The organism is Rhizobium sp. RU35A (assembly GCF_900156005.1).
Lineage (GTDB): Bacteria > Pseudomonadota > Alphaproteobacteria > Rhizobiales > Rhizobiaceae > Neorhizobium > Neorhizobium straminoryzae.
This window is the reverse complement of the sequence record NZ_FTMR01000008.1, coordinates 1-25,158: the sequence shown is the minus strand read 5'-3', so window position 1 is coordinate 25,158 and position 25,158 is coordinate 1. Positions and strand designations below refer to the sequence as shown.

The window sequence follows — 25,158 nt, the reverse complement described above, 5'->3', positions numbered from 1 at the left end:
GCATCAGGCCAGCATGGAAGCACCCCGATCCAGATAGGTATCGAGGAACTGTTCGAGACGCGGATGGCGCGGCTTGGCAAAAATCTCCGAGGGGGCGCCGGTAAACAGCAGCCTGCCCTGATCAAGGAAACTGATCTGGTGACCGACAGTCGCGGCAAAGCCGATCTCGTGGCTGACGACGACCATGGTCATGCCTTCGGCGGCAAGTTCGCGCATCACGTTCAGCACTTCGCCGGTCAGTTCCGGATCGAGCGCCGAGGTCGGCTCGTCGAACAGCATGATCTTCGGGGAGAGCGCCAGCGCGCGCGCAATCGCCACACGCTGCTGCTGGCCGCCGGAGAGCTGCGAGGGATAGTGCCCCGCGCGGTTGGCAAGGCCGACCTTTGCGAGTTGTACCATGGCGCGCTCCTCGGCCTCGGCCTTCGGCACCTTGTGCACGGTCTTCAGCGCTTCCGAGACATTGCCGAGCGCCGTCATGTGCGGCCAGAGATTGAACTGCTGGAAGACCATGCCGATTTGCGCGCGTACCGCGCGGATCTGGCCGGCCGGCAACCGCTCACGCTCGCCCTTCGCATTCTCGAAGAAGCCGAGCGCCTCGCCGTTGACGGTGATCATGCCCTCGCTCGCCTCTTCCAGGAAGGCGAGGCAGCGCAGCAGCGTGCTCTTGCCGGAGCCGGAAGGGCCGATCAGGCAGGACACCTTGCCTTCCGGGACGTCGAGATCGATGTCCTGCAGCACGGTGGCGGTGCCGAAACGCTTGACGAGGCTGCGAACGGAAATGGCGGGAAGCGTCATGATGCGGCAAACCTGAAGGTGGACAGACGGGTTTCGGCGAGGCGTCCGAGGCGGGCGGCGGCCTCGACGATCACCCAGTAGATGACGGCAAGCAGGAAGATCGCTTCAAGGAAGGCATATTCCTGGGAGCCGATGGCGCTGACGGTGGTCGTCAGTTCCGGCACGGTGATGATCGACAGCACGGCCGATTCCTTGAGCAGGATCACCGCGAGATTGACCGAGGGCGGCAGCACGATCAGCGCCATTTCCGGCAGGAGGATGCGGCGGATGATCTGCAGGCGCGAGAGGCCAAGGCACTCGCCGGCCTCCACATGGCCATGCGGCACGGAGGCATAGCCGGCACGAAAGATTTCCGAATAGTAGGCAGCTGCATAGACGCTGAGGCCGAGCAGGCCGCAAGGCACCGGGTCGAGCGAGAGGCCGACGAAGGGGCCGCCGTAATAGACGAGGAAGATCTGGATCAGAAAGGGCGTACCGCGCAGCACCTCCACGACGAAGCCCAGCGGCAGGTCGACCGCACGACCGCCATAGCGGCGCAGCGTCGCCACGATGAAGCCGATGAGGATGCCGAGCAGCATGCCGGCAATCCACAGCGCGAGCGTGACGCCGGTGCCGCTGATGATCTCCGGCAGGTGCTTCAGGATGACATTGGGATCGAAGATCATTTGGCGGCTCCCGGCAGGGACCGTTCACCGAACCGGCCGGCAAGCGCGACGGCCCAGCAGATGACGAGATAGATCAGCGCGGCCGAGGAAAAGATCTCGATCGGCATGTAGGTGGAGGAGGCAAGGTCCTGCGCCATGCGGGTGATCTCCACGATGCCGACGACGGAGACCAGCGAGGAGGATTTGAGGATCATGATCGCCTCGTTGACCAGCGCTGGGAAGGTGAGGCGCAGCGCGATCGGCACCTTGACCCGCACGAACACCTGCCTCGGCGAAAAGCCCACCATGTCGGCGGCCTCGATCAGGCCCTTCGGCACGCTTTCGAAACCGCCGCGCAGGTTTTCTGCCTGATAGGCCGCGGTGCAGAGCGACATGCCGATGATCGCTGCAACGATGCTCGGCACGTTGAGGCCGATGAAGGGCAGGAGGTTGTAGATGAGCAGCAGCTGCACCAGAAGCGGCACGCCGCGAAAGAAGCTGATGAAGAATTCCGCGGGCTTGCGGTAGAGCGCCTTGCCGGACAGCAGCGCGGCAGAAAGACCGAGCGCGATCAGGAAACCGATCGCGATGGAGATGGCACTGATGCCGATCGTCCAGACGGAGGCCTGGACCAGCAGGGAAAACAGCTTGAACGACATGGCTTGATCCGTCGCGGCGGAAGAGGGCCGGACACACAAGCCCGGCCGGGGAGGGGATGACGCCGGTACGCATGCCGCCTGCCTCAATGGGACAGGCGGTCAGCGCATCGGGCGGATCAGATGGCCGGATCCTTCACGGCATCCGGTGTGTCGAACTTGGTGCCGAACCACTTGTCCTGCAGCTTGCCCATGCGGCCGTCACCCTTCATCTTGATGAGGGCGGCGTCGATCGCATCCATCAGCGAGGCATAGTCGGCATCCTTGCGGCCAACGAAACCGAAATAGGTCTTCTTGCCGAAAGGCGGCAGTACCACTTCGAACATGCCGGCGCGCTGCTTGGCGACGAAGGCGATGTTCGGAAGCGAATTGGCGACAGCCACGATGCGGCCGGCTGCCATGTCGGCATAGGCGTCGTTGAAGGCCGGATATTCGCGGATGTCCACCTTGGAGGGCAACGTGGCCGAGAATTCCGTCAGCTGGGCCAGCTGTGCAGTGGCCTTGCCGACGCCGACGGCCTTGCCGGCAATGTCTTCCGGCTTGCTGATCGGGGCGCCGGCCTTCTTGAGGATGGCAACGGTCGCCTCGGCGATCGGCGCGGTGAAGCGGTAGCGCTCCATGCGAGCCTTGGTGATGGTGGCGGGGCCGGCGACAACCTCGAACTTGCCGGCCTCAAGACCCGGAAGAACGCCTTCCCACGGCAGCGTGACCCATTCGATCTTCACGCCGAGTTCCTTGCCCACTTCGTCGAACAGGTCGACGTTGAGGCCAACATGCGCACCCGCATCGATGAAATCGAAGGGGGCAAAGGCGGTTTCCGTGCCGACCTTCAGCACGCCGGCGGCCTTGACCTTGGCCAGCACGTCTTCCGCATGGGCGGCAAGCGAAGTGCCGAGCAACATGGCGGCACCGACGACCGCCTTGAGGAAAAATCTCTTCTGCATCATGATGACTCCCGTTCCAGATCCGGACTGCGTGCTGTTCCCCACAGGTCGCCGGTGTTCCGGCTTCTTTTGACTATACAAATAGAGCCAGCCGCGAACCCGCTGTCAATCGGGTTGTTCAATTTTTTTGCATGCATAATTTGTCAGCAATTGCGGCGTGTGGGAACTTTGCGCTCCGCGGGTTTGCAAATGCCATCCGGGACGTCTATTCCAGTGCGCGTATCTCCAGTTTAAGCCACCTCTCCGGACCTTCGCCATGCCCCAGATCCTTCGGCGCTTTGCCGCCTACTATCGCCCGCATACGCGCCTGTTCCTGCTGGATTTCTGCTGTGCGGTGGCTTCCGGCCTGCTGGAGCTTGCCTTCCCGCTGGCGGTGACTCTGTTCATCGACCGCCTGCTGCCGACGGGACAGTTCGGCATGATCGCGCTTGCGGCCGTCGGCCTTCTCCTGATCTATCTTGTGAATGCCGGCCTGCAGGTGATCGTCACCTACTGGGGCCACATGCTCGGCATCAACATCGAGACGGAGATGCGGCGCAAGGCCTTCGACCATCTGCAGACGCTCTCCTTCGGCTACTTCGACAACCAGCGCACGGGCAAGCTGGTGGCGCGGCTGACGAAGGATCTGGAAGAGATCGGCGAGGTGGCGCATCACGGCCCGGAAGATCTGTTCATCGCGGTGATGACGCTGATCGGCGCCTTCTGCATCATGCTGTGGGTGCACATGCCGCTTGCGCTTATGGCGGCGATCATCGTGCCGCTGACGGCCTTCCTCACCACCCATTACGGGCAGAAGATGACGGAGACCTGGCAGGCGCTCTATGGTCGCGTCGCCGACTTCAACACGCGCATCGAGGCCAATGTCGGCGGCATCCGCGTGGTGCAGGCATTCGCCAACGAGGAGCATGAGCGCCGCCTGTTTGCCCGCGACAACAGCCAGTACCGCACGACGAAGCTTCAGGCCTATCGCTACATGGCCGCCTCCATGTCGCTGACCTATCTCTCCATGCGCTTCGTGCAGGTCATCATCATGCTGGCAGGCGCCTGGTTCGTCACCCAGGGTTCGCTGAGCGCCGGCGGCTTCGTCGGCTTCCTGCTGCTGGTCAACGTCTTCCTGCGGCCGATCGAGAAGATCAATTCGGTGATCGAGACCTATCCGAAAGGCATTGCCGGCTTCCAGCGCTATCTCAACTTCCTGGACCAGCAGCCCGACATCGTCGACCGGCCGACGGCCCGCCCCATCGGCCGGCTGGACGGCGACATCCTCTACCGTCAGGTGGGCTTCCGCTACGGCTCCGGCCGCTCCGTGCTGGACGGGCTGAACCTCACGATCCGCGCCGGCGAGATGGCCGCCTTCGTCGGCCCCTCCGGTGCGGGCAAGACCACGCTCTGCTCGCTTTTGCCGCGCTTTTACGACGTCACCGCCGGCGCGATCTCGATCGGCGGCGTCGATATCCGGGACATGACGCTCAAATCGCTGCGCGGCAACATCGGCATCGTGCAGCAGGACGTGTTCCTGTTTGCCGGCTCAATCCGCGAAAACATCGCCTATGGGCGTCTGGATGCGACCGAAGCCGAGATCCGCGAGGCCGCAAGACGGGCCCGTCTGGAAGAGGTCATCGACGCCATGCCGCAGGGGCTGGATACGGTGATCGGCGAGCGCGGCGTCAAACTGTCCGGCGGACAGAAGCAACGCCTGGCGATTGCCCGCATCTTCCTGAAGAACCCGCCGATCCTCATTCTCGACGAGGCGACCTCGGCGCTGGACACCGAGACCGAACGTGCGATCCAGGCTTCGCTCGCCGAACTGTCGGTCGGGCGCACCACGCTGGTCATCGCCCATCGGCTGGCCACGATCACCCGCGCCGACCGCATTTTCGTCGTCGATCGGGGCCGAATCGTCGAGGAAGGCAGCCATGCGGCACTGATTACCCGCGAGGACGGCCTCTACCGCAGGCTGCACCAGGTGCAGGTGGAGGGTATGGCGAGCCTGCTGGAGGGAACGGCGGCGGTACCGGCAAGTCAGGAAACCGTCTGACGCCGTCTCCCGGTGCGCTCTGGCATTTCCATCGGCCAATGCCTCCGTCTTGCCGCAATGCGACCCGAATTTGTTGGTTTGACGTGGCGCTTCCGCCGCAGGGTCAAGCTTTTGGCAAGAATGTCGCGCCAAGATCGGCACCGGATTTGCGAAGCCCCGTGGTCGGCAATATATAATGATCCCCTCAAGATCCGCATGACTGGCCGGCCATGCGCGGAATGCCGAAGACAAGCACCGGATGGAAAAGAACCTACTACGCTATATCTGGCGGCATACGCGCACGCAGCAGATCTGGATTCTGGCCATCGTGCTGTTGTCCATGGTCCCCTATTTCGCGGCCTTTGACCTGCCCAAGCAGATCATCAACGGCCCGATCCAGGGGCAGGGCTTCGAATCACCGGATGCACGTGCGCCCTTCATGGCCTTCGATTTCACCATTCCGCTGACGGGGTGGGATCTGTCCTTCGATGGCTTCGCGCTGGATCGCATGTCGATGCTGATGGGGCTGAGCGCGGTCTTCCTGCTGCTCGTCATCGTCAACGGCCTCTTCAAGTTCTACATCAATACCTACAAGGGCCGGCTTGGCGAGCGCCTGCTGCGGCGCATACGCTACGAACTGGTCGATCGGGTGCTGCGCTTTCCGCCGAGCACCATGAAGCAGGTCAACGGCGCGGAAATCTCCACCATGGTGAAGGACGAGGTGGAGCCGTTCGGCGGTTTCACCGGCGATGCCTTCGTGCAGCCGGCGCTGCTGGGAGGACAGGCTTCCGCCGCGCTGTTCTTCATCTTCCTGCAGAATGTCTGGCTCGGCATGATTGCCGCGGTGATGGTGGCGATCCAGGTCGGCATCATTCCGAAGATGCGTCGCCGCCTGATCGATCTCGGCCGCCAGCGGCAGATCACCGCGCGCCATCTGGCCGGCAAGGTCGGCGAAATCGTCGAGGGCATCGATACGATCCATGCCTATGACACCACCAATTTCGAGCGAGCCGACATTGCCCACCGGCTCGGGCAGATCTACCGCATTCGCTTCGAGCTCTACCAGTGGAAGTTCATCGTCAAGTTCTTCAACAACTTCCTCTCGCAGCTCACCCCCTTCCTGTTCTATTCGATCGGCGGCTATTTCGCGCTGCGAGGCAGCCTCGACGTCGGCCAGCTGGTTGCCGTCATCAACGCCTACAAGGATCTGCCCGGCCCGCTGAAGGAGCTGATCGACTGGGATCAGGCGCGCCAGGACGTGCAGGTGAAATACGAACAGGTGCTGGAACAGTTCGAGCTGCCGCATCTGATCGAGGCGGACCGGCACGGGCTGTCGGCCGTCACGCCCACCTTCGGCCTCGGCCCGCTTGCCGCCACCAATATCACGGTGGCGGATGGCGCTGGCGCCAAGGTGATCGAAGGTGTCTCGGTCAAGATCGAGCGCGGCGAGACGGTTGCGGTGATCGACAACATGGGCAGCGGCGGCGAGGCGCTGGCGGAAGCCTTCGGCCGTCTCGTCTGGCCGCTCTCCGGCAAGGTGACGCTGGGCGAGAACGACCTCCTCGAACTACCGGAATCCGTTACCGGCCGCGCGATTACCTATGTCTCCGCCAGCAGCTATTTTTTCCACGGCAGCCTGAAGGACAACCTGCTCTACGGCCTCAAGCACGCGCCGACCAGCACGGTCAGCTACAGCGGCCGCGATGCCGCCAACCGCCGCTGGGAAATCCAGGAGGCGCAGCTCGCCGGCAATGCCACCTTCGACCTCAATGCCGACTGGATCGACCGGCGATCCACCTCGATCATGCGCGGCTTCAGCGACGACCTGAAGCAATCGGTGCTGCGTGCACTCGATGCCGTTCAGCTGACCTCCGACGTCATGGAACTTGCGCTGCATTCGCATGTGGACCCGGAGGACAATCCGGTCATCACGGAGCGCATCGTCAAGATGCGCCATGCGCTGCGCGAGGAGCTGCAGCGTGAAGGGCTTGGTCACATCGTCGCGCATTTCGATCCGACGGCCTACAACCCGGAAGCGACAGTGGCCGAAAACCTGCTGTTTGCGGCCACCAAGCGCAGCACACCGCACGAAATCGAAGTCGCCGAGACGCCATACGTGCATGAGGTGCTGCGCCGCGCGGGGCTTTCCGCGCTTCTGTTCGACATGGGCCTGACGATCGCGGAAAACCTGGTGGAAATTTTCGCAGACCTGCCGCCGGAACATCCCTTCTTCCAGCAGCTCGACCGGCTGAGCGCGGAAGACATCCTCATCTACCAGCAGCTGCTTCAGAAACGAAAGACGCGCGCCGGCCAGACCCTCACCGAAGACGAGCGCCGCAGCATCGTGCGGCTCAGCCTGCACTATATCGAGCCGCGCTACCGCTTCGGCGTGCTGACGCCGCAGATCATGGATCAGGTGGTGGCGGCCCGCGACCTCTTCTATGAAAATCTGCCGGCAGACCTGCGCGACCGCGTCGAGCGCTACGACCCGCACCGCTACATGGCGGCCGCGACACTGCGGGAAAACGTGCTGTTCGGCAAACCGTCGCACCGTGTGCCGGATGCCGTTGCCAATATCCGCCGCATCGCCGCCCGCATCATGGACGAGATGGGGATGCGCGACAGCCTGATGGGGCTTGGCCTGGAATTCGACGTCGGCAGCGGCGGACGCCGGCTGACGGTCACGCAGCGGCACAAGCTGAGCCTCGCCCGCGCACTCGTGCGCCGCTCGGATTATTACATCTTCAACCGGGCACTGCCGGGACTCGACCGCCGCGTGCAGGAGGAGATCGTGCGCGACGTCATCGACTTCCTGCGCGAGCAGGACAACAATCCGTCCGTCATCTGGGTGCTTTCCAACACCTCGCTGTCACGCCTGTTTCACAGAGTCATCGTATTCGACCGCGGCGTGGTGGTCGAGGACGGTACGTTCGAGGCCCTTGACAAGGAAAGTGGCATTTTCAAATCGCTGGTGGCGTAACCTGGCGTGCCTTGCCACGACAGGGTGAATGAGATGATCTCGCTGAACGACGAAGTGATGCTCCTGCGGCAGGTTCCGTATTTCGGAAGAATCGACGCCTGCAAGCTGAAGCTTCTGGCCTTCACCTCGAGCCGGGTCTGCTACGAACCGGGCCAGACGATCTTTCACCAAGGCGATGCCAGCGAGGCGGCCTATGTGGTTCTGCGCGGAACCGCCGATATCGTGGCAACCGCGCCGGGCGGCGAGATCATCATCGGAGAAGCCTCCGCCGGAACGATGATCGGCGAGATGTGCCTTGTCAGCGATGCACCGCGCGTGTCGACGGTACGCGCGACCAGCGTGCTCGAACTCCTGCGCATCCCCCGTGACAGCTTCCTGCGCCTCATCGCCGACAATCCGCGCATGAGCTTCGAATTCAGCCGGGCTCTGGCCGAAACCATCCGCGACAAGGCGGCTGGCCTGGCCCGCCAGCTGGCAAGGCGCCCGGAACGGATTGTCTGAGACAACGGTCGCAGAGGTTGTCAGCGCCGCCGATAGTGAAAATAGCGGCCTTCCCGGATCGTTTCCACGCGCGGCAGAGGTTCCAAATCGGCATGGTCGAGCGGCAGACCGCTGACCGCAATGCCCCCCGTCGCCAGCATGCCGGCCACCATGTCCGGCAGCCAGGTCAGCGTGACCGCATCCTTGTCGTCATAGCCGGTGCCGATATCGGCATGCACCAGCGCTGCGGTCCCCTTGACAAAGGACTGACCCGTTTCGCGGATCTCGCCCTCGACGAAATCCTGCGGCGCCGGCGCCGACGAGGCATGGGCGGCGAGCTTGCGGTCGAAGGCCACGATGCGCCGGTCGGGAAAGCATTCCCGCAAATGGCTGTAGGTGCGCCCGTTGCCGAGCCCGATCTCGAAGATCGGCCCTTCGGACGGCAGCGGATAGTGGTCGCGCACATGGTTCAGAATGTCGCGCTGCGCGCTCATGCGGTTGATGAAGCTGTCGAGCCTGCTCATGGTCTTTCCGGTCTTGGTCTTTCCGGTTTCGGCACCCGCGGAGGATGCCCTCGGCATGGAGATGAAGGGCGGGTGTCCTGACACTCTCGGTCAGGCCTTGACGATGGTCGAGGCGGCAACGCCCTTTCGTGCGAATACGTTGCGGGTATCGACGATCAGCGACGCGGTATGGCCGATCATCGCGTAATCGACGGCATCATGATCGGTCGCCACCACCACCGCATCGAAGCCTGCCACGCTCGCAGCCGTCAGGTCCACCGAGCGGCGTCCCTTCAGGTGGCTGTATTCACGGGTGCGCGGCACTTCCTCGATGAAGGGGTCGTGGTAGCAGACGTCCGCGCCGCGTTCGATCATCAGTTCCATCAGCTTCAGCGAGGGGCTTTCGCGGATGTCCGGCACGTTCTTCTTGTAGGCAAGGCCGAGGATCAGCACCCGCGAGCGGCTGAGCGCACGCCCGAGCCGGCGGTCGAGCGCTTCGGCAAGCCGCTCCACCACATGGCGGGGCATGGCCGTGTTGATCTCGCCCGCGAGTTCGATGAAGCGGGTCGGCTGCTCCACCTCGCGCGATTTCCAGGTGAGGTAGAAGGGATCGATCGGGATGCAGTGGCCGCCAAGGCCGGGTCCCGGATAGAAGGGCATGTAGCCGAAGGGTTTTGTCTTGGCCGCATCGATCACGTCCCAGACATCGATGCCCATGGCCTCGTAGACGATCTTCAGCTCGTTCACGAGGGCGATGTTGACGGCGCGAAAGATGTTTTCCGTCAGCTTCACCGCCTCGGCGGTGCGCAGCGTCGAGACCGGCACGACGGTCGCGACGACCGCGCCGTAGAAGGCCTTCATCATCTCTGCGGCCAGCTCCCCGTCACCGGCCACCACCTTCGGAATGGTCGAGGTCTGGAAATCGCGATTGCCGGGGTCCTCGCGCTCGGGCGAATAGCCGAGGAAGAAATCGACGCCGGAGGCGAGACCGCCTGCCTCCAGGATCGGCTTCATCACCTCTTCGGTCGTGCCGGGATAGGTCGTTGATTCCAGCACGATCAACTGGCCGGGACGCAGGCGCCTGGCGATATCGCGGCAGGTATTCTCGACATAGGAGAGGTCCGGGTCGCGGTAGCGCGTGAGGGGGGTCGGCACGCAGATGGCGATCACATCGCATTCGGCGAGACGATCGAAATCGGTCGTTGCGGCAAAACGGCCAGCCGCATGTTCCTCCGCCAGCACGGCGTCGGGAACCGCATCAATATAGCTTCGATGCGCATCGATGCGGGTGATCTTGTCCGGATCGATGTCGAAGCCGAGAACGGAGAAGCCGCCACGCGCCATGCTGATCGCCAACGGCAGGCCGACATAGCCCAGTCCGATCACACCTGCCTTGGCCCTCTTGTCGTGGATGGCCGAAAGAAGGTTTTCGCCATGACCCTGCGTCGCACTCACCCTGGCATCTCCACATCATGCACCTGTTCAGGCTGCTCAAGTGCGGCTGCCGATGGCCGGTGTCAAGATCACGGCGGATCACGGAGGGACAAGAGGCGGCGTGTGCGGTTTGATTGCACAGGCCACGCGCCAAAAAAAAGCGCAGGTGCTGCTTGCCAAGCGAGCGCAGCCTGCGCCATCTGGAGCGTATGAAGATCGCATTCTATGCTCCGCTCAAATCCCCGGATCATCCGGTGCCCTCCGGTGACCGCCTGATGGCGCGGCAACTGGTCCGGGCGCTGCAGATGGCGGGGCACGGCGTGGAGCTGGTCTCCGGCCTTCGTTCGTTTTCGGCAACACCAGAGGTTCCGGAGGATCAGGAAAGCCTTGCCGCCGGCGAGCGGCAGAGGATTGCCGATCACTGGCATCAGCAGGGCGTGCCGGATCTCTGGTTCTGCTACCATCCCTATTACAAGGCACCGGACCTGCTGGGGCCGGATCTCTGCCGGCAGTTCTCGCGTCCCTATGTCACGGCGGAATGCTCCTATTCCGGCCGGCGCAATATCGGCGGCTGGGCGCAGTCCCAGGACAAGGTGCTGGCCGGCATCCGCCAGGCCGCGGTGAACATTGCCCTGACGGCAAGGGATGAAGCCGGCCTTCTGCAGGCCGCACCGGAGGCGCGGGTAGAGCGTCTGCCGCCCTTCATCGAAGCCTCGATCTTCCTTGCCCGCACGCCCAGGCCCGAAGCCGGCCATCTGGTAACCGTCGCCATGATGCGGCCGGGCGACAAGCTCGGCAGCTACCGGGCGCTCGCGGCGGCGCTGGCAAGAGTGACTTCCCTCGACTGGCGGCTCAGCATTCTCGGCGACGGGCCGGCGCGGGCCGAGGTGGAATCGGCGTTTTCCGCGCTGCCATCCAGCCGCATCCGCTGGCTGGGGCAGGGGGGACCGCAGGAGGTTGCGGATCTGCTCTCCTCCGGCGCACTCTATCTGTGGCCGGGCCACGGCGAGGCCTATGGCCTTGCCTATCTCGAAGCGCAGGCCGCCGGCCTTCCGGTCATTGCGGAACAGGTGGCGGGCGTGCCGGAAGTGATGGAGCAGGGCAGGACAGGTCTCCTGACCGACCCCGGCAATGACCAAGCCTATGCCGATGCCATCGCGCATCTGCTGTCGAACCGGACGGAGCGGGACCGGCTGGCTGCGGGAGCGCGCCGTTTCGTAGCCGAAACCCGCACCATCGAAGCCGCGGCAGACCGTCTTGATGCAATCCTGCGCCGCGCCCTGGAGACTGCAGCATGAGCCGAGCCCTCGTTCAACAGCATCTCGATGATCTGGCCGGGCAGGGAAGGCGCGTCGATTTCTGGCTGCGGGACGACGATGCGGTGCGCACGACGCCTGCGCTGGAAAGGCTTCTTTCGCTTGCCGCACGGCATGCGGTCCCGTTGACGCTTGCCGTCATTCCCGAGGAAACGGACGAAGACCTCGCGGATCGTCTTGCGGTGGAGCCGGACGTCACGGTCGCCGTCCATGGCTGGTCGCATCGCAGCTATTCGACGCCACCCGCCAAGAAGCAGGAGCTTGGCCTCGATCGCCCGCTGGCCACGGTTCTCGATGAACTGGCCGCCGGCTTTCGCAAGCTGGAGGCCCTGCACGGGTCACGTTTCCAGCCGATGCTGGTGCCCCCGTGGAACCGGATTGCGGCGGAGATCGTCGAAGCCCTGCCGGATCTCGGTTTCCGGTCGCTCTCGGTGTTCGGGCGCGAAAAGCCGGCTGCCCTGCCGCTCCTCAACACCCATCTCGACATCATGGACTGGCATGGCACCTATGGCGGACGCCCGGCAGACAGCCTTTATGCCGAGCTTCTGGAACATCTGCATGCGAGACAGGCGCTCTCTGCGATCGGTATCCTCACCCATCACCTGGTCCATGACGCCGCAGCCTGGGACTTTCTGGAGGACCTGCTAGCACTGACCGCCCGACACCCCGCCTGCCGCTGGCGCGCGGCACCCGATCTCCTGCCCGGCTGACGCTCTACCAGGATTTCCAGGCGATCAGCAGGCCACCATCGCGGGCAAACGCCTGCTGGCGGGCTTCCGCGACCGCCTCCATCGGTGCACCGCGCGCAAGGTTCGCCACAACGATCGAGGCATCCGGCACCTGTACGGTCGTCTGGCGAAACAGCAGCGACAAGATCAGTGGCCCGGTCGACCACCAGGCTGGCCCCTCCGGCAACAGCCGCACGACCTCCGGCAGGATGTCGAGCAGGCGGGCAAAGACCGGATGGCTGGCCGGGGCCGCGATAAAGGAATTGGTGAACAGCAGGCTGCCCGCACCGGTTTCGCGTGGCGTGTCCTCGGCAAGGGCGGCAAGTCCGGTCAGCGGCAACACGTCGGCAAAACTCACATCGTCGCGGGCCGGATACCAGTCGCAATCGAGGTAGAGGCCGCCTGCGGCATGCAGCACAAAATAACGGGCAATGTCGACCGCACCCGGATAGTCCCCGGCATCGAGCATCTGCAGGTAGGCGGGATGCAGCGGCACGCCGAGTTCTTCCAGGTCGGCCTCGCGCCACAGCCGGTATTCAAGACCGTTCGCCTCGGCATGACGGCGCCAGGCCTCTGTCGCCGGCGGCAAGGGCAGGTCACCGAGCCAGATCTGGTGCAGGATCAATGGCACCGGCTGGCGGTTGACGGCATTCATGGCGCGCCGCATCTGACCGTCGAACGCTGTCAGCGGCGCCAGAAGCGCAGGCGGCGGCACCAGCGTGTGCTGCAGGCCGATCCGGTCAACGATATTGCCTTCCGCCTTGGCAAGCTTCAGCCAGGCCGAATGCAGCTTGCGGGGATAGCCGAGCACGGTTGCCGTCCCGAGCGAGGGATCCCCGCGCACCGCAGGATCACGGCTCATCGCTTCCAGGCCAGCTCTCGGTTCGCTGAGAAGCCCCGCCTCGATCATCGTGCGGATTCGCTTCAGTCTCTGGCGCGGTGTTTCGGGGCCTGTCGGCTGTATCATGCGGCACCTCCGGCGGACGGGGGTTGTAATGCGTCAGCAGCAAAATCGCATTTCAGGAGAAACATACAAGCCAACCGGTCTTTCATCAGGAACTGTCATTCTTCGGCAATGATTTATCAGGCAAATGCACGACTTGTCAGCAGCTGTTGCTCTTGCGGGTCTTCCTCATAGACACAAACAATAGGCTGCGATACGGTTGACGGAAAAGACAAGGGAACTGGCTCGGGCGAACACATGCCCCGAGGCCTCCGGGGTTGGGATTGCATGAACGACAGGACGGATCTGCTGCGCGTGGAAGGACTATCCGTATCCTTTCCGCTGATGTCCGGCAGCATCGATGCCATCAAGGGCATCAGCATGCGCATCCGTCCGGGCAAGGTCACCGCGCTCGTGGGGGAATCCGGCTCGGGAAAATCCGTGCTCGGCCGCTCGGTCATGGGCATCGAGACGAGCATCGCCCGCATCGGTGGCCGTGTGATCTTTAATGATCCCGCAACCGGCGAGAGCATCGACCTGCTCTCCCTTCCGCATGACGGACGCCATATCCGCGCCATTCGCGGCAATCGCATCGGCATGATCTTTCAGGAGCCGATGACCTCGTTTTCGCCCATGCACACGGTGGGCAACCAGATCGAGGAAGTGCTGAAGATCCACACGGTCCTGTCGCCTGCAGAGCAGCGCGAGCGGTGTCTGGACATGCTGGGCCTCGTCGGCTTTGCAGAGCCGGCACGCGCCTTCGACATGTATCCCTTCGAACTCTCCGGCGGCATGCGACAGCGCGCCATGATCGCCATGGCGCTGGTCTGTCGCCCGTCGCTTCTGATCGCCGACGAGCCGACCACCGCGCTCGACGTGACCATCCAGGCCCAGATCCTCAAGCTTCTGCGGGAACTGCAGTCGAAGCTCGGCATGGCCATGCTGCTGATCACCCACGACCTCGGCGTCGTCGCCAGCATGGCGGACGAAGTGGTGGTGGTCTATCGCGGCGAGGTGATGGAAGCAGGCTCCGTCGAGGCAATCTTCCGGCATCCGAGTCATGCCTACACGAGGGGCTTGATGGCCGCCGTGCCGGATTTCGACAGTCCGCGGGATGCCCGGCTGAAACCGTTGCGTGAAATCCGCGTGGAAACGGCCGGCCTGCTCGACAAGGCGCGCAGTACGGCTGCGCTGCCGGAGGTGCTGCTGCGCGTCGAAGGCGTCTCCAAGACCTTCCAGACCAAGCGTGCTGCAGGCTTCGGCCTCAGCCAGCCGCAGGGCACGCTCGCTGTCAACGATGTCAGCTTCGACATCCGTCGCGGCGAAACGCTCGGCCTCGTCGGCGAAAGCGGCTGCGGCAAGACCACGCTCAGCAAGATCCTGATGCGCGGCGTCACCCCTGACAGCGGTGCGATCACCTTCCACGGCGAGGGCAAGCCGCTTGACGTGCTGGGCGCGCGCGGTGCCGACCTCGATCTCTTGCGCACGCGCATCCAGATGGTTTTTCAGGACCCGGTCTCGTCGCTCTCGCCGCGCATGACGGTGCGCAACATCATCAGTGAGCCGCTGGAGATCCATGGCCGTGGCACGCCGCTGGCCCGGCTTGAGGCAACGCGCCGGCTGCTTTCGGCCATCGGCCTGCCGGACGGGGCGATCAACCGTTACCCGCACAGCTTTTCCGGCGGCCAGCGCCAGCGCATCGGCATTGCCCGCGCACTCGCCCTCGGCCCCGATCTGCTGATCTGCGATGAGCCGGTTTCGGCGCTCGACGTGTCGATCCAGGCCCAGATCCTCAATCTGATGAAGGATTTGAAGGCGGATCTCGGGCTCACCTATCTGTTCATTTCCCACAACCTCGCGGTGGTCAACTACATGGCTGACCGCGTGGCCGTGATGTATGCGGGCCGCATCGTGGAGATCGCGCCCTGCGAGGTGATCATGCGCGAGCCCGTGCACCCCTATACCAAGAAACTTCTGGCGGCCGTACCGGTGCCGAATCTCGATCGCCCGCTGGACTTCGAGGCGATCGGCCAGCCAAGTGCCGCAGCCCGCAAGCTGTGGGCGCGCCAGTTCAAGGCCGATGACGACGGCAGCGACGACGATCTGACCCATGTCGATCTCGGCAATGGCCATCTGGTCCTGGCGCGCCGCAATATCGACTGGCGGGAGCTGCGCCCATGATCACGCGCAGACAGGCGCTGGCACTGCTGGCCGGAACGATGATGCCGAAGACCGTTCTCGGCGCCTATGTCGATTCGGCCTATCTGTCCGACAACGCGGCCGGCACCAGCCTGCCCCCGCTTGCGGAGCGCCTTCCACGCAATCCGCGCGTGATCCGGCTCGGCGGCGACAACGGCACCCGGATCGGCAAGCATGGCGGCACGCTGCGCATGCTGATCGGCGGGCAGCGCGACATCCGCTACATCCCGATCATCTCCTATTCGCGACTCCTCGGCTACAACGAGAAGCTTGAGCTTGAGCCGGATCTGCTCGAACGCTTCGAGGTGGAGGACGAGCGCATCTTCACCTTCCACCTGCGCGAGGGGCATCGCTGGTCGGATGGGTCGCTCTTCACCTCGGAAGATTTCCGCTATGTCTGGGAGGACATGTTCCTCAACAAGGACCTCTATCGCGGCGGCATCCCCTCGAGCCTCATCATCAACGGCACCAAGCCGCGCTTCGAGGTGCTGGACACGCTCACGGTCCGATACAGCTGGGACGTGCCGAACCCGGACTTTCTCACCGACATCGCCTCGCCGTCGCCACTTCGCCTGATGATGCCTGCCGCCTATCTCAAGCAGTTCCATCGCAAGTACCAGACGCCGGAAAAACTGAAGGAACTGATCGCCAAGGCCCGCGTCGAGGACTGGAAATCCCTGCACCAGATGCAGTCGCGCACGGTGCGGCCCGAAAACCCGGATCTGCCGACACTGGATGCCTGGCGCAACATGACGGCACCGCCATCAGGACGCTTCGTCTTCGAACGCAATCCCTACTATCACCGCGTGGACGAAGAGGGGCGGCAGCTTCCCTACATCGACAAGGTCTATCTCGACGTCAGTTCCTCGGACCTGATCGCCGCCAAGACCGGGACGGGAGAAAGCGACCTCCAGTTCACCAATCTCGATTTCGCCGACTACACCTTCCTGAAGAATGCGGAGGAGCGCTACCCGATCAAGGTCGACCTGTGGCGGCGCATCCAGGGGTCGCGCACGGCACTGTTTCCCAACCTGAACTGCAAGGATCCGGTCTGGAACAGACTGTGGCGCGACGTCCGGGTCCGGCGGGCCCTGTCGCTGGCGATCAACCGCCACGAGATCAACATGGCAGTGTTCTTCGGCCTTGCGAAGGAAAGCGCCAACACCATCCTGCCCAAAAGCCCGCTGTTCAAGCCGCAATACCGCAATGCCTGGGCGCATCACGATCCCGAACAGGCCAACCGCCTGCTCGATGAAGCCGGCCTCGACAAGCGTGGGCCGGGCGATATCCGCCTTCTGCCGGATGGTCGTCCCGCCCGCGTGATCGTCGAGGTCAACGGCGAGAACAGCAACGAGACGGACATTCTCGAACTGATCCACGACCACTGGATGGACGTGGGCATCAAGATCTTCGTTCGCACCTCGCAGCGCGAGCTTTTGCGCCGGCGCGTCAAGGGCGGAGAGGCGATGATGACCGTCTTCCACGGGCTCGACAACGGCGTGCCGACCGTCGACATGTCGCCCGAGGAACTGGCACCGACGAGCGACGACCAGATGCAATGGCCGCTCTGGGGCCTCCACGCCTATTCGGGCGGCAGCGATGGCAAGCCGGTCGACATGCCGGAGGCGATCCGGCTCGCGGCACTGCTCGACGAGTGGCGCCTGTCGAAAAGCAGCAGCGAGCGCGAAACCATCTGGCACCACATGCTGGAGCTTTACACCGACCAGGTCTTCACCATCGGCACCGTGAACGAAACACTGCAGCCGGTGGTGCACGCCCGCAGCCTGCGCAACGTGCCGCAGGATGGCCTCTACGGCTACGATCCCATGTCCTATCTCGGCGTCTACAGGCCCGACACATTCTGGTACGACAAAGATGCGTGAGATGCTCCGTTACATCCTCTGGCGTTTCCTCGTCATGATACCGACGCTGGTGCTGATCTCCATGCTGATCTTCACCATCATCCAGCTGCCACCGGGCGATTACTTCGAAAGCTATGTGGAGGAACTGAAGGCGATCGGCGAAAAGGCCGACATGCAGCAGATCGACGAGCTGCGCGCGCGCTACGGCTTCGACCAGCCGATGCCGATCCAGTATCTGCGCTGGGCAGGCGGCATGCTGCATGGGGATTTCGGCTATTCCTTCGAATACCGCCTGCCGGTCTCCGATGTCGTGGGCGACCGGCTGTGGCTGACGATCCTCGTCTCCACCGTCACGATCGCGCTTACCTGGTTGATCGCCTTTCCGATCGGAATCTACTCGGCAACGCATCAGTACAGCTGGGGCGATTACGGCCTGACGCTGCTCGGCCTGATCGGGCTTGCGGTGCCGAACTTCGTGCTGGCGCTGGTGCTGATGTATCTCGCCAACATCTGGTTCGGCACCTCCATCGGCCACCTGATGGACCAGAAATATCTGGCCGAACCGATGAGCTGGGCCAAGGTCAAGTCGATCCTCGAGCATATCTGGATCCCGGTCATCATCATCGGCACGGCGGGGACTGCAGCCATGGTGCGGCGCGTGCGCGCCAACCTCTTGGACGAGTTGCACAAGCAGTATGTGATGACGGCGCGCGCCAAGGGCCTGCATCCCTTCAAGGTGCTGGTGAAATATCCGCTGCGCATGTCGCTGAACTTCTTCATCTCGGATATCGGCTCGGTGCTGCCGGCGATCATTTCCGGCGCCGAGATCACGGCCGTCGTGCTGTCGCTCGAGACGACGGGCCCGATGCTGATCCGCGCCCTGCAGAGCCAGGACATGTATCTGGCCGGCTCCTTCCTGATGTTCCTCGCCTTCCTGACGGTGGTCGGGGTTCTCGTCTCTGACATCGCGCTTGCCCTTCTCGATCCCCGGATCCGTCTGCGCGGAGGAAGCACCAAGTGAGCGCCACGACCCACGCCCAGACGGACGAACTGCCGCATTTCGTCAGCACCGCGCCCTTCGACCCCTATGCCGACGACAAGGCGGATGCAGGGGGCGACGGCGCGCAGGCCTCGCAGCTTCGCCTGATGTGGTGGCGCTTCCGCCGGCACCGCCTCGCGCTGATCTCCGGCATCGCGCTGCTGCTCGCCTATGTGATGATCCTGTTCGTGGAGTTCCTGGCGCCCTACAAGGTGCACACGCGCAATGTCGATTACATCTTCGCGCCGCCGCAGGGCGTGCATCTGTTCCATGAGGGCCGCTTCGTCGGTCCCTTCGTCTACGGGCAGAAGATGACGCTCGACATGCGGAACCTGCGCCGCGTCTATACCGATGACACGAACGATATCCAGCCGCTTCGCTTCTTCTGCCACGGCGAGCCCTACCGCTTCTGGGGTCTGGTGGAGACCGACCGGCACTTCGTCTGCCCCGCCAAGGACGGCCAGTTCTTCCTGCTCGGCACCGACCGGCTGGGGCGCGACATCTTCTCGCGCATCCTGCACGGCGCTCGCATCTCGCTCACCATCGGCCTGTTCGGGGTGATGACGAGCTTCGTTCTCGGCATCGTGATCGGCGGTCTTGCCGGCTACTGGGGCGGCTGGTTCGATCTCGTCGTGCAGCGCGTCATCGAGGTGCTGCAGTCGATCCCCAGCATCCCGCTCTGGCTGGCGCTCGCCGCCATCCTGCCGGTGGACTGGAGCCCGCTGCTCGTCTATCTCGGCATCACCGTCATCCTCGGCCTTCTCGACTGGACGGGGCTTGCGCGCGCCGTACGCTCCAAGCTTCTGGCGCTGCGCGAGGAAGATTATGTGCTTGCCGCGCAATTGATGGGGGCGGGCAGTGCCCGCGTCATCGGCCGCCACCTCATTCCCGGCTTCATGTCGCACCTGATTGCGAGTGCGACACTGACCATTCCCGGCATGATCCTCGGCGAAACGGCGCTGAGCTTCCTCGGGCTCGGTCTGCGCCCGCCGATCACGAGTTGGGGCGTGCTGCTCACGGAAGCGCGAACAGTGAGTGTTCTGGCGCTTTATCCGTGGCTGCTCTTCCCCGTCCTGCCGGTCATTTTCGTGATCCTCGCCTTCAATTTCCTCGGCGATGGTCTTAGAGATGCGGCTGACCCATATAAATGATCGACCTTCGGATCGCGCGGGGAGGCGTTGTCCGGCACATGAATTCTACGGAGAAGACAGAGTATGCCGAGACGTCTGGGAAACGCGCGTATCCTGATGTACAGCCATGACACGTTCGGACTCGGCCACCTCAGGCGGTGTCGCACCATCGCCCATTCGCTGGTCGAGGATTACCGGGGCCTGAATGTGCTCATCGTCTCGGGCGCGACGATTGCAGGGGCTTTCGACTATCGGGCCCGCGTCGACTTCGTGAAGATCCCCAGTGTCATCAAGCTGCGCAACGGCGAATACACCTCCATGGACCGGCACATCGACCTGCAGGAAACCATGAAGATGCGCCAGTCGATCATCCGCCATACGGCGGAAAGTTTTGAACCGGATATCTTCATCATCGACAAGGAACCGCTCGGCCTGCGCAACGAGGTGGAAGACACGCTCGCCTATCTGAAGACACGCGGCACCACGCTGATCCTCGGCCTTCGTGACGTGATGGATGCGCCACACCTGCTCGAGGCCGAGTGGAAGCGCAACGACGTGCTGCGCAAGATCGGCAATCTCTATGACGATGTGTGGATCTACGGCCCGCCGGATTTCTACGATCCGCTGACCGGCATCGACGTGCCGCCTTCGGTGCGCGCCAAGATGAACTTCGTCGGCTTCCTGCAGCGCAAGGCCTCGATTGAGGCCAGCAGCAGCCAGGCCGGCAAGGAGGATTATCTGCTGGTCACCACGGGCGGTGGCGGCGATGGTGCCGATCTGGTACGCGACGTGATCGGCGCCTACAAGGCAGACCCGACGCTCACCCACAAGGCGGTGATCGTGCTCGGCCCCTACATGCCGGCAGAGCAGCGCAGCCACTTCCGCGAGGCCTGCGAGGCGCACCCGCATCTGGAGATCCTTGAATTCGACAACCGTATGGAAGACAGGATCGCCGGCGCCCGCGCGGTGATCGCCATGGGCGGCTACAACACCTATTGCGAGATCCTCTCCTTCGACAAGCCAGCGCTGATCGTGCCGCGTACACAGCCGCGCGAAGAGCAGCTGATCCGCGCCACACGCGCCAGCGAACTCGGTCTGGTCAGCATGATTTCCGGCGAGGAATCCGCCGACAGCCTGCGCTTTGCCGGCGCGATCAAGGATCTCCTGAAGCGCGATCCGCCCTCGATCAGCGCGCCCGGCATGCAACTGGAAGGACTCCCGACCATTTCACGCATCGTTGCGGACTGGTTCCAGCGCAAGGGGGAGCGGCATCTGTCGCTCGTCCAGGGCTGAAACCCGCATGAAGACGATCCTGGTCCTGCTGAAGGGCTATCCGCGCCTCTCGGAAACCTTCATCGCGCAGGAATTGCTGGGGCTGGAACGCGCCGGCTTTTCGCTCATTCTGGTCGCGATGCGCCGGCCAACCGACAAGAAGCGCCACCCGGTCCATGACGAGATCCGCGCCCCGGTCTGGTATCTTCCGGAATATCTGCACGAGGAGCCGGTTCGAGTTCTGCGGGCGCTGTGGAAAGTGCGCCGTTTTCCGGGTTTCAACCGGGCGCTGAAAGCCTTCCTGAAGGATCTTCCGCGGGATGTGTCGCGCAACCGCTTTCGTCGTTTCGGGCAGGCGGCCGTCCTGACCGCGGAATGGCCGAAGGACGCCGGCTGGCTGCATGTGCATTTCATCCACACGCCCGCCTCCGTCGCCCGCTATGCCAGCATGATGAACGGCATGGCATGGACCGTCTCAGCCCATGCCAAGGACATCTGGACCTCGCCGGACTGGGAACTGCGGGAAAAGCTTGCCGATGCCGACTGGGCCGTGACCTGCACCCGCGTCGGCTACGACCAGTTGACCATGCTGTCCGGCGCGCGCCGCAACGTGCATCTCAGCTATCACGGCCTCGATCTCGACCGCTTCCCACCCTTCACCGGCGCCCGGTCGGCGCGTGACGGAAGCAATCCTGCCGATCCGGTCCGGCTCCTCAGCGTCGGCCGCGCCGTGCCCAAGAAGGGCTACGACGTGCTGTTGGAAGCGCTGGCCAGTCTGCCCGCCGATCTTGCCTGGAACTTCGTCCATATCGGCGGCGGCGACGTGCTGTCGCGATTGAAAGAGCAGGCGGAACGGCTGGGCATTGCGGGGCGCATCACCTGGAAGGGAGCGCTCGACCAGCGCGACGTGCTGCAGCATTACCGCGACAGCGATCTCTTCACGCTCGCCTGCCGCATCACCGAAGACGGCGACCGCGACGGCCTGCCGAACGTGATGGTGGAGGCGGCAAGCCAGGGCCTGCCGGTGGTCTCCACCACGGTCTCCGGCATCACCGAGCTGTTCGCCGATGGCGAGAACAGCCTGCTGGTGGCGCCGGAGAACGCGGAGGCGCTGGCGGCGGCGCTTACCCGTATGATCCGGGAGCCGGACCTGCGTCGAAACCTGGCGGCGCGCGCAGAACACAAGGTTCGCACAGAATTCGACCACAAGAATAGCATCGCCGATCTCGAACGGCTCTTCACCGCCAGCTGGAACAGGGAAAACTGAGCGTGTCCGACATCATCCTCTCCGGTCCGGAAGCCCCGAAGCGCATCTTTTTCTATGTGCAGCATCTGCTTGGCATCGGGCATCTGGTCAGGGCAAGCCGTATCGCCGCTGCAATGAAGGCCGCCGGCATGGAGGTGACGCTGGTGACCGGCGGCAACGCCATCGACGGCTTTCCAGCCCCCGGCGTGCAGCATGTGCAGCTGCCGGCAGTGCTGTCCTCCACGACAGGGTTTTCCGGCCTGGTCGACGAAAAGGGCCGCAAGGTGGACGAGACGATGGAGAAGAAGCGCACCGCGCTGCTGCTGGAGGCCTTCCACGTCGCGGCACCGGATGCCGTGCTGATCGAGGCCTTTCCCTTCGGCCGCCGGCAGATGCGCTTCGAGCTGCTGCCGCTGCTGGAGGCGATCCGCGCCCGGCAGCCGAAGCCGCTGCTGTTCAGTTCCGTGCGCGACATCCTGCAGCAGAACCGCAAACCGGGCAGGGACCAGGAAACTGCCGATCTGGTTCTTGAGCATTTTGACGGCGTTCTCATGCATGGCGATGCGCAGTTCGTGCGGCTGGAGGATACGTTCCCGCTGGCCGCCGACATTGCCGACAAGGTGTTTTACACCGGCCTCGTGGCGCCGGATGCGCCAGAACCCTCCGCCGAGCGGTTCGAGGTGGTGGTGTCGGCGGGCGGCGGCGCTGTCGGTGCTGCCCTGATCGAGGCCGCCATCGACGCCCGCGCGCGTCTGAAGGATACACGCCACTGGTGCCTGATCGCCGGCCCCAACATGCCGGCCGAGAGTTTCAACCGCCTGTCGGCCCGGGCAGGTGAGGGGATTACCCTCGTCCGCTTCCGCAAGGATTTCCCGAGCCTGCTGATGAATGCCGAGCTTTCGGTATCTCAGGCCGGCTACAACACGGTCTGTGATCTGCTGCGGGCACGCTGTGCGGCGGTGCTGGTGCCGTTTGCCTCCGGCGGTGAAACCGAACAGACGACGCGGGCCGAGAAGCTCGAGGCGCTCGGTCTTGCGCGCATGGTGCCGGAGGACAGACTGTCCGGGGAAACGCTGGCCACCGCAATCACCGCCGCAACAGCCTCCGGCGAGACAGCCCCGCTGTCCCTGTCTCTCGATGGCGCAGCCGAGACGGCCCGCATCATTCTCGACAGGCTGGAAAACAGGTCGCTCGCCTGACGGCGTAGACGCAAGCGGCACGCACGCCTCGCAGGTAAGGTTATTTCGACATGCATAAAATGCAATGTGCTCCCTTATGGGAGTCTCATGATTGACAGGGCATGTCGTTTCACGTCCTCAATTCACACAGGCGCAAGCCGAAGGAGACACGTGCGCATGAACGAAATGGCTGACATCTTCCATCTGGCACCGATTGCGATGTGGATCGAAGATTTCAGTGCCGTGGCCGACCAGTTCGAGCGCTGGCGGCAGATGGGCGTGACGGACATCCGGCGCTTCCTGCAGGAAGACCGATCGCGGATCGCTGCCTGCACCTCGCTGATCCGTGTCGTCAGCGTCAATCGCAGGACGCTGGAAATGTTCGAAGCGGACAGCCTGGAGCAGCTGACGGCGCATCTCTCCTGCATCTTCCGCGACGAGATGGTGGACCGTGCGGTCGACGAATTGTCGGCCCTGTTCGAGGGCGCCACCGAATTCGTCGGCTGCACAGTCAATTACTCCCTGTCCGGCCGGCGCATGGACATCCGGCTGCGATCGGCGGTGATGCCGGGCCACGAACAGAACCTCGACCGGATCCTGCTGACGACGGAGGACGTAACCGAGCGGGAGGATGCGCATCGCGGCGAACTGCTGCAGCGGCGCTATGCGGAGGGGCTGTTCCAGCATTCGCCCGTCTCCCTGTGGGTGGAGGATTTCAGCAGCCTGAAGGCAAGGCTTGACGGACTGCGTGCGGACGGCGTCAGCGATATCCGCGCCCACATGGAGGCGAATCCGGACTTCGTTCGAGACGGCCTGCGGCAAGTCCGCGTCATCGACGTCAACCGCGCCACGCTCGAACTGTTCGGCGCAAGCAGCATCGACATGCTGATGGAGCACGTGACCGAGATCTTTCGCGATGACCTGGAACGGCCGTTTCGAGAACGCCTGATGGAGTTGTGGAACGACCAGTTTTCCGGCCAGCGCGAGGTGCGTGCCTATGCGCTCGACGGTTCGGAACGCTATCTCGTCATGCAGTTTTCGGTTCTGCCCGGCTATGAACATGACTGGTCGCGGGTCCAGATGGCGCTGACCGACATCACGGCGCGCAAACAGGCCGAGGCGCGTCTCGAATATCTCGGCCGCTACGATGTGCTGACCGGCCTCAACAACCGCGCCTTCTACATCGAGGAGCTCAGCCGCATCGACCGGCAGCCGGAGGCGCCGGTATCCGCCGTGATGATCGATCTCAACGGGCTGAAAGAAACCAATGACCAGTTTGGCCATGATGCGGGCGATACCCTGCTGCGCCGGCTGGGAGAGGTGCTCGGCAACACGGTCCGCCCGCCATGTCACGCCGCACGCATCGGCGGCGACGAATTCGCGATCCTGATGCCGGGCGCCGACGAACCGTCCGCCAGCGTGATGCTGGAAACCGTTCTCGATCAGCTGGCACTCAACAATGAACGCCATGCCGGCCCGCCCCTCAGCATTGCAATCGGCGCTGCAACCCGCGAGCAAGGTGAGCCGATCGATTCCCTCCTGCGACGCGCCGATGCCGCCATGTACCACCAGAAACGGATCGTCCGAACCACCCGGGCCCGTCTGCCACGCGAGATGCGCAGCCTCGTTCCCTGAGGGCAGGGGAAAGCGCCAGGATCGAGCGCAAGTCGCACTTGAAAATAGAATCTGCTGGCGGATGTGGCGGAGGAGTTGGAATGTCCGCTGTGCTGCAAAGTAGAAATGTCCGCAGCAGTCACTACACAGCACCACGATCAGCCCCGATCTGAGCGGC

The 25,158-nt window shown here is 63.7% G+C and carries 20 protein-coding genes; 13 read left to right on the top strand and 7 right to left on the bottom strand.

The window, feature by feature from the left end:
* Positions 1–3: 3 nt before the first annotated feature.
* The 4 genes from F3H95_RS17820 to F3H95_RS17805 all read right to left on the bottom strand — a co-directional run bounded on the left by F3H95_RS17820 (position 4) and on the right by F3H95_RS17805 (position 3,039).
* Positions 4–795, bottom strand: coding sequence for an amino acid ABC transporter ATP-binding protein (locus F3H95_RS17820; protein WP_143127348.1), 792 nt, complete (start codon positions 793–795; stop codon positions 4–6).
* Positions 792–1,460, bottom strand: coding sequence for an amino acid ABC transporter permease (locus F3H95_RS17815; protein WP_143127349.1), 669 nt, complete (start codon positions 1,458–1,460; stop codon positions 792–794). Before F3H95_RS17815 ends, F3H95_RS17820 begins: the two co-directional genes overlap by 4 nt.
* On the bottom strand, positions 1,457–2,098 hold the full coding sequence (locus F3H95_RS17810) for an amino acid ABC transporter permease (RefSeq protein ID WP_143127350.1): 642 nt from the start codon (positions 2,096–2,098) through the stop codon (positions 1,457–1,459). The genes F3H95_RS17815 and F3H95_RS17810 overlap by 4 nt, the downstream gene beginning before the upstream one ends.
* Positions 2,099–2,214: 116 nt before the next feature.
* Entirely contained in the window at positions 2,215–3,039 is an 825-nt protein-coding gene (locus tag F3H95_RS17805; protein ID WP_143127363.1) for a transporter substrate-binding domain-containing protein, read from the bottom strand.
* A gap of 256 nt (positions 3,040–3,295) precedes the next feature.
* On the opposite strand from F3H95_RS17805, the gene F3H95_RS17800 reads away from it, so the two are divergent.
* The 3 genes from F3H95_RS17800 to F3H95_RS17790 all read left to right on the top strand — a co-directional run bounded on the left by F3H95_RS17800 (position 3,296) and on the right by F3H95_RS17790 (position 8,537).
* Positions 3,296–5,077 (top strand): ABC transporter ATP-binding protein, encoded by a 1,782-nt coding sequence (locus F3H95_RS17800; RefSeq protein WP_149746977.1) that lies wholly within the window; start codon positions 3,296–3,298, stop codon positions 5,075–5,077.
* 238 nt (positions 5,078–5,315) lie between these two features.
* Positions 5,316–8,036 carry an ABC transporter transmembrane domain-containing protein gene (locus F3H95_RS17795; protein ID WP_149746976.1) on the top strand — a complete coding sequence of 907 codons (2,721 nt, stop codon included), beginning with the start codon at positions 5,316–5,318 and terminating at the stop codon, positions 8,034–8,036.
* A gap of 33 nt (positions 8,037–8,069) precedes the next feature.
* On the top strand, positions 8,070–8,537 hold the full coding sequence (locus F3H95_RS17790; RefSeq protein WP_244618061.1) for a cyclic nucleotide-binding domain-containing protein: 468 nt from the start codon (positions 8,070–8,072) through the stop codon (positions 8,535–8,537).
* A 20-nt stretch (positions 8,538–8,557) separates the two neighbouring features.
* Here F3H95_RS17790 and F3H95_RS17785 read toward each other — a convergent pair whose 3' ends face one another.
* Both F3H95_RS17785 and F3H95_RS17780 read right to left on the bottom strand, forming a co-directional pair.
* Positions 8,558–9,040 carry a class I SAM-dependent methyltransferase gene (locus tag F3H95_RS17785; RefSeq protein WP_149746975.1) on the bottom strand — a complete coding sequence of 161 codons (483 nt, stop codon included), beginning with the start codon at positions 9,038–9,040 and terminating at the stop codon, positions 8,558–8,560.
* Between the two features lie 90 nt (positions 9,041–9,130).
* A complete protein-coding gene (locus F3H95_RS17780) occupies positions 9,131–10,474 on the bottom strand; it encodes a nucleotide sugar dehydrogenase (RefSeq protein WP_149746974.1) in 1,344 nt (447 codons plus the stop codon).
* 188 nt (positions 10,475–10,662) lie between these two features.
* On the opposite strand from F3H95_RS17780, the gene F3H95_RS17775 reads away from it, so the two are divergent.
* Positions 10,663–11,751, top strand: coding sequence for a glycosyltransferase family 4 protein (locus F3H95_RS17775; RefSeq protein WP_149747125.1), 1,089 nt, complete (start codon positions 10,663–10,665; stop codon positions 11,749–11,751).
* Entirely contained in the window at positions 11,748–12,479 is a 732-nt protein-coding gene (locus F3H95_RS17770) for a polysaccharide deacetylase family protein (protein ID WP_149746973.1), read from the top strand. Before F3H95_RS17775 ends, F3H95_RS17770 begins: the two co-directional genes overlap by 4 nt.
* Before the next feature lie 4 nt (positions 12,480–12,483).
* On the opposite strand, the gene F3H95_RS17765 is transcribed toward F3H95_RS17770, so the two are convergent.
* Positions 12,484–13,464, bottom strand: a complete 981-nt coding sequence (locus F3H95_RS17765) for a glycosyltransferase (RefSeq protein WP_244618060.1) — start codon at positions 13,462–13,464, stop codon at positions 12,484–12,486.
* Between the two features lie 264 nt (positions 13,465–13,728).
* Here F3H95_RS17765 and F3H95_RS17760 point away from each other — a divergent pair, with 264 nt between their 5' ends.
* From F3H95_RS17760 to F3H95_RS17725, 8 genes are all read left to right on the top strand, one after another.
* Positions 13,729–15,621, top strand: a complete 1,893-nt coding sequence (locus tag F3H95_RS17760; protein ID WP_149746972.1) for an ABC transporter ATP-binding protein — start codon at positions 13,729–13,731, stop codon at positions 15,619–15,621.
* Positions 15,618–17,522 carry an ABC transporter substrate-binding protein gene (locus F3H95_RS17755; RefSeq protein ID WP_149746971.1) on the top strand — a complete coding sequence of 635 codons (1,905 nt, stop codon included), beginning with the start codon at positions 15,618–15,620 and terminating at the stop codon, positions 17,520–17,522. The genes F3H95_RS17760 and F3H95_RS17755 overlap by 4 nt, the downstream gene beginning before the upstream one ends.
* 1 nt (position 17,523) lies before the next feature.
* Complete coding sequence (locus tag F3H95_RS17750) at positions 17,524–18,522, top strand: ABC transporter permease (RefSeq protein ID WP_149746970.1); 999 nt, start codon at positions 17,524–17,526, stop codon at positions 18,520–18,522.
* Positions 18,519–19,691 (top strand): ABC transporter permease, encoded by a 1,173-nt coding sequence (locus F3H95_RS17745; protein WP_143127359.1) that lies wholly within the window; start codon positions 18,519–18,521, stop codon positions 19,689–19,691. Before F3H95_RS17750 ends, F3H95_RS17745 begins: the two co-directional genes overlap by 4 nt.
* Before the next feature lie 63 nt (positions 19,692–19,754).
* Positions 19,755–20,963, top strand: coding sequence for a glycosyltransferase family protein (locus F3H95_RS17740; RefSeq protein ID WP_143127360.1), 1,209 nt, complete (start codon positions 19,755–19,757; stop codon positions 20,961–20,963).
* A gap of 7 nt (positions 20,964–20,970) precedes the next feature.
* A complete protein-coding gene (locus tag F3H95_RS17735) occupies positions 20,971–22,209 on the top strand; it encodes a glycosyltransferase (protein WP_149746969.1) in 1,239 nt (412 codons plus the stop codon).
* Between the two features lie 2 nt (positions 22,210–22,211).
* Entirely contained in the window at positions 22,212–23,387 is a 1,176-nt protein-coding gene (locus F3H95_RS17730) for a glycosyltransferase (RefSeq protein ID WP_244618059.1), read from the top strand.
* Positions 23,388–23,543: 156 nt separating this feature from the next.
* Positions 23,544–25,001: a sensor domain-containing diguanylate cyclase gene (locus tag F3H95_RS17725; RefSeq protein ID WP_188134417.1), complete on the top strand. Its 1,458-nt coding sequence runs from the start codon at positions 23,544–23,546 to the stop codon at positions 24,999–25,001.
* Positions 25,002–25,158: the final 157 nt, after the last annotated feature.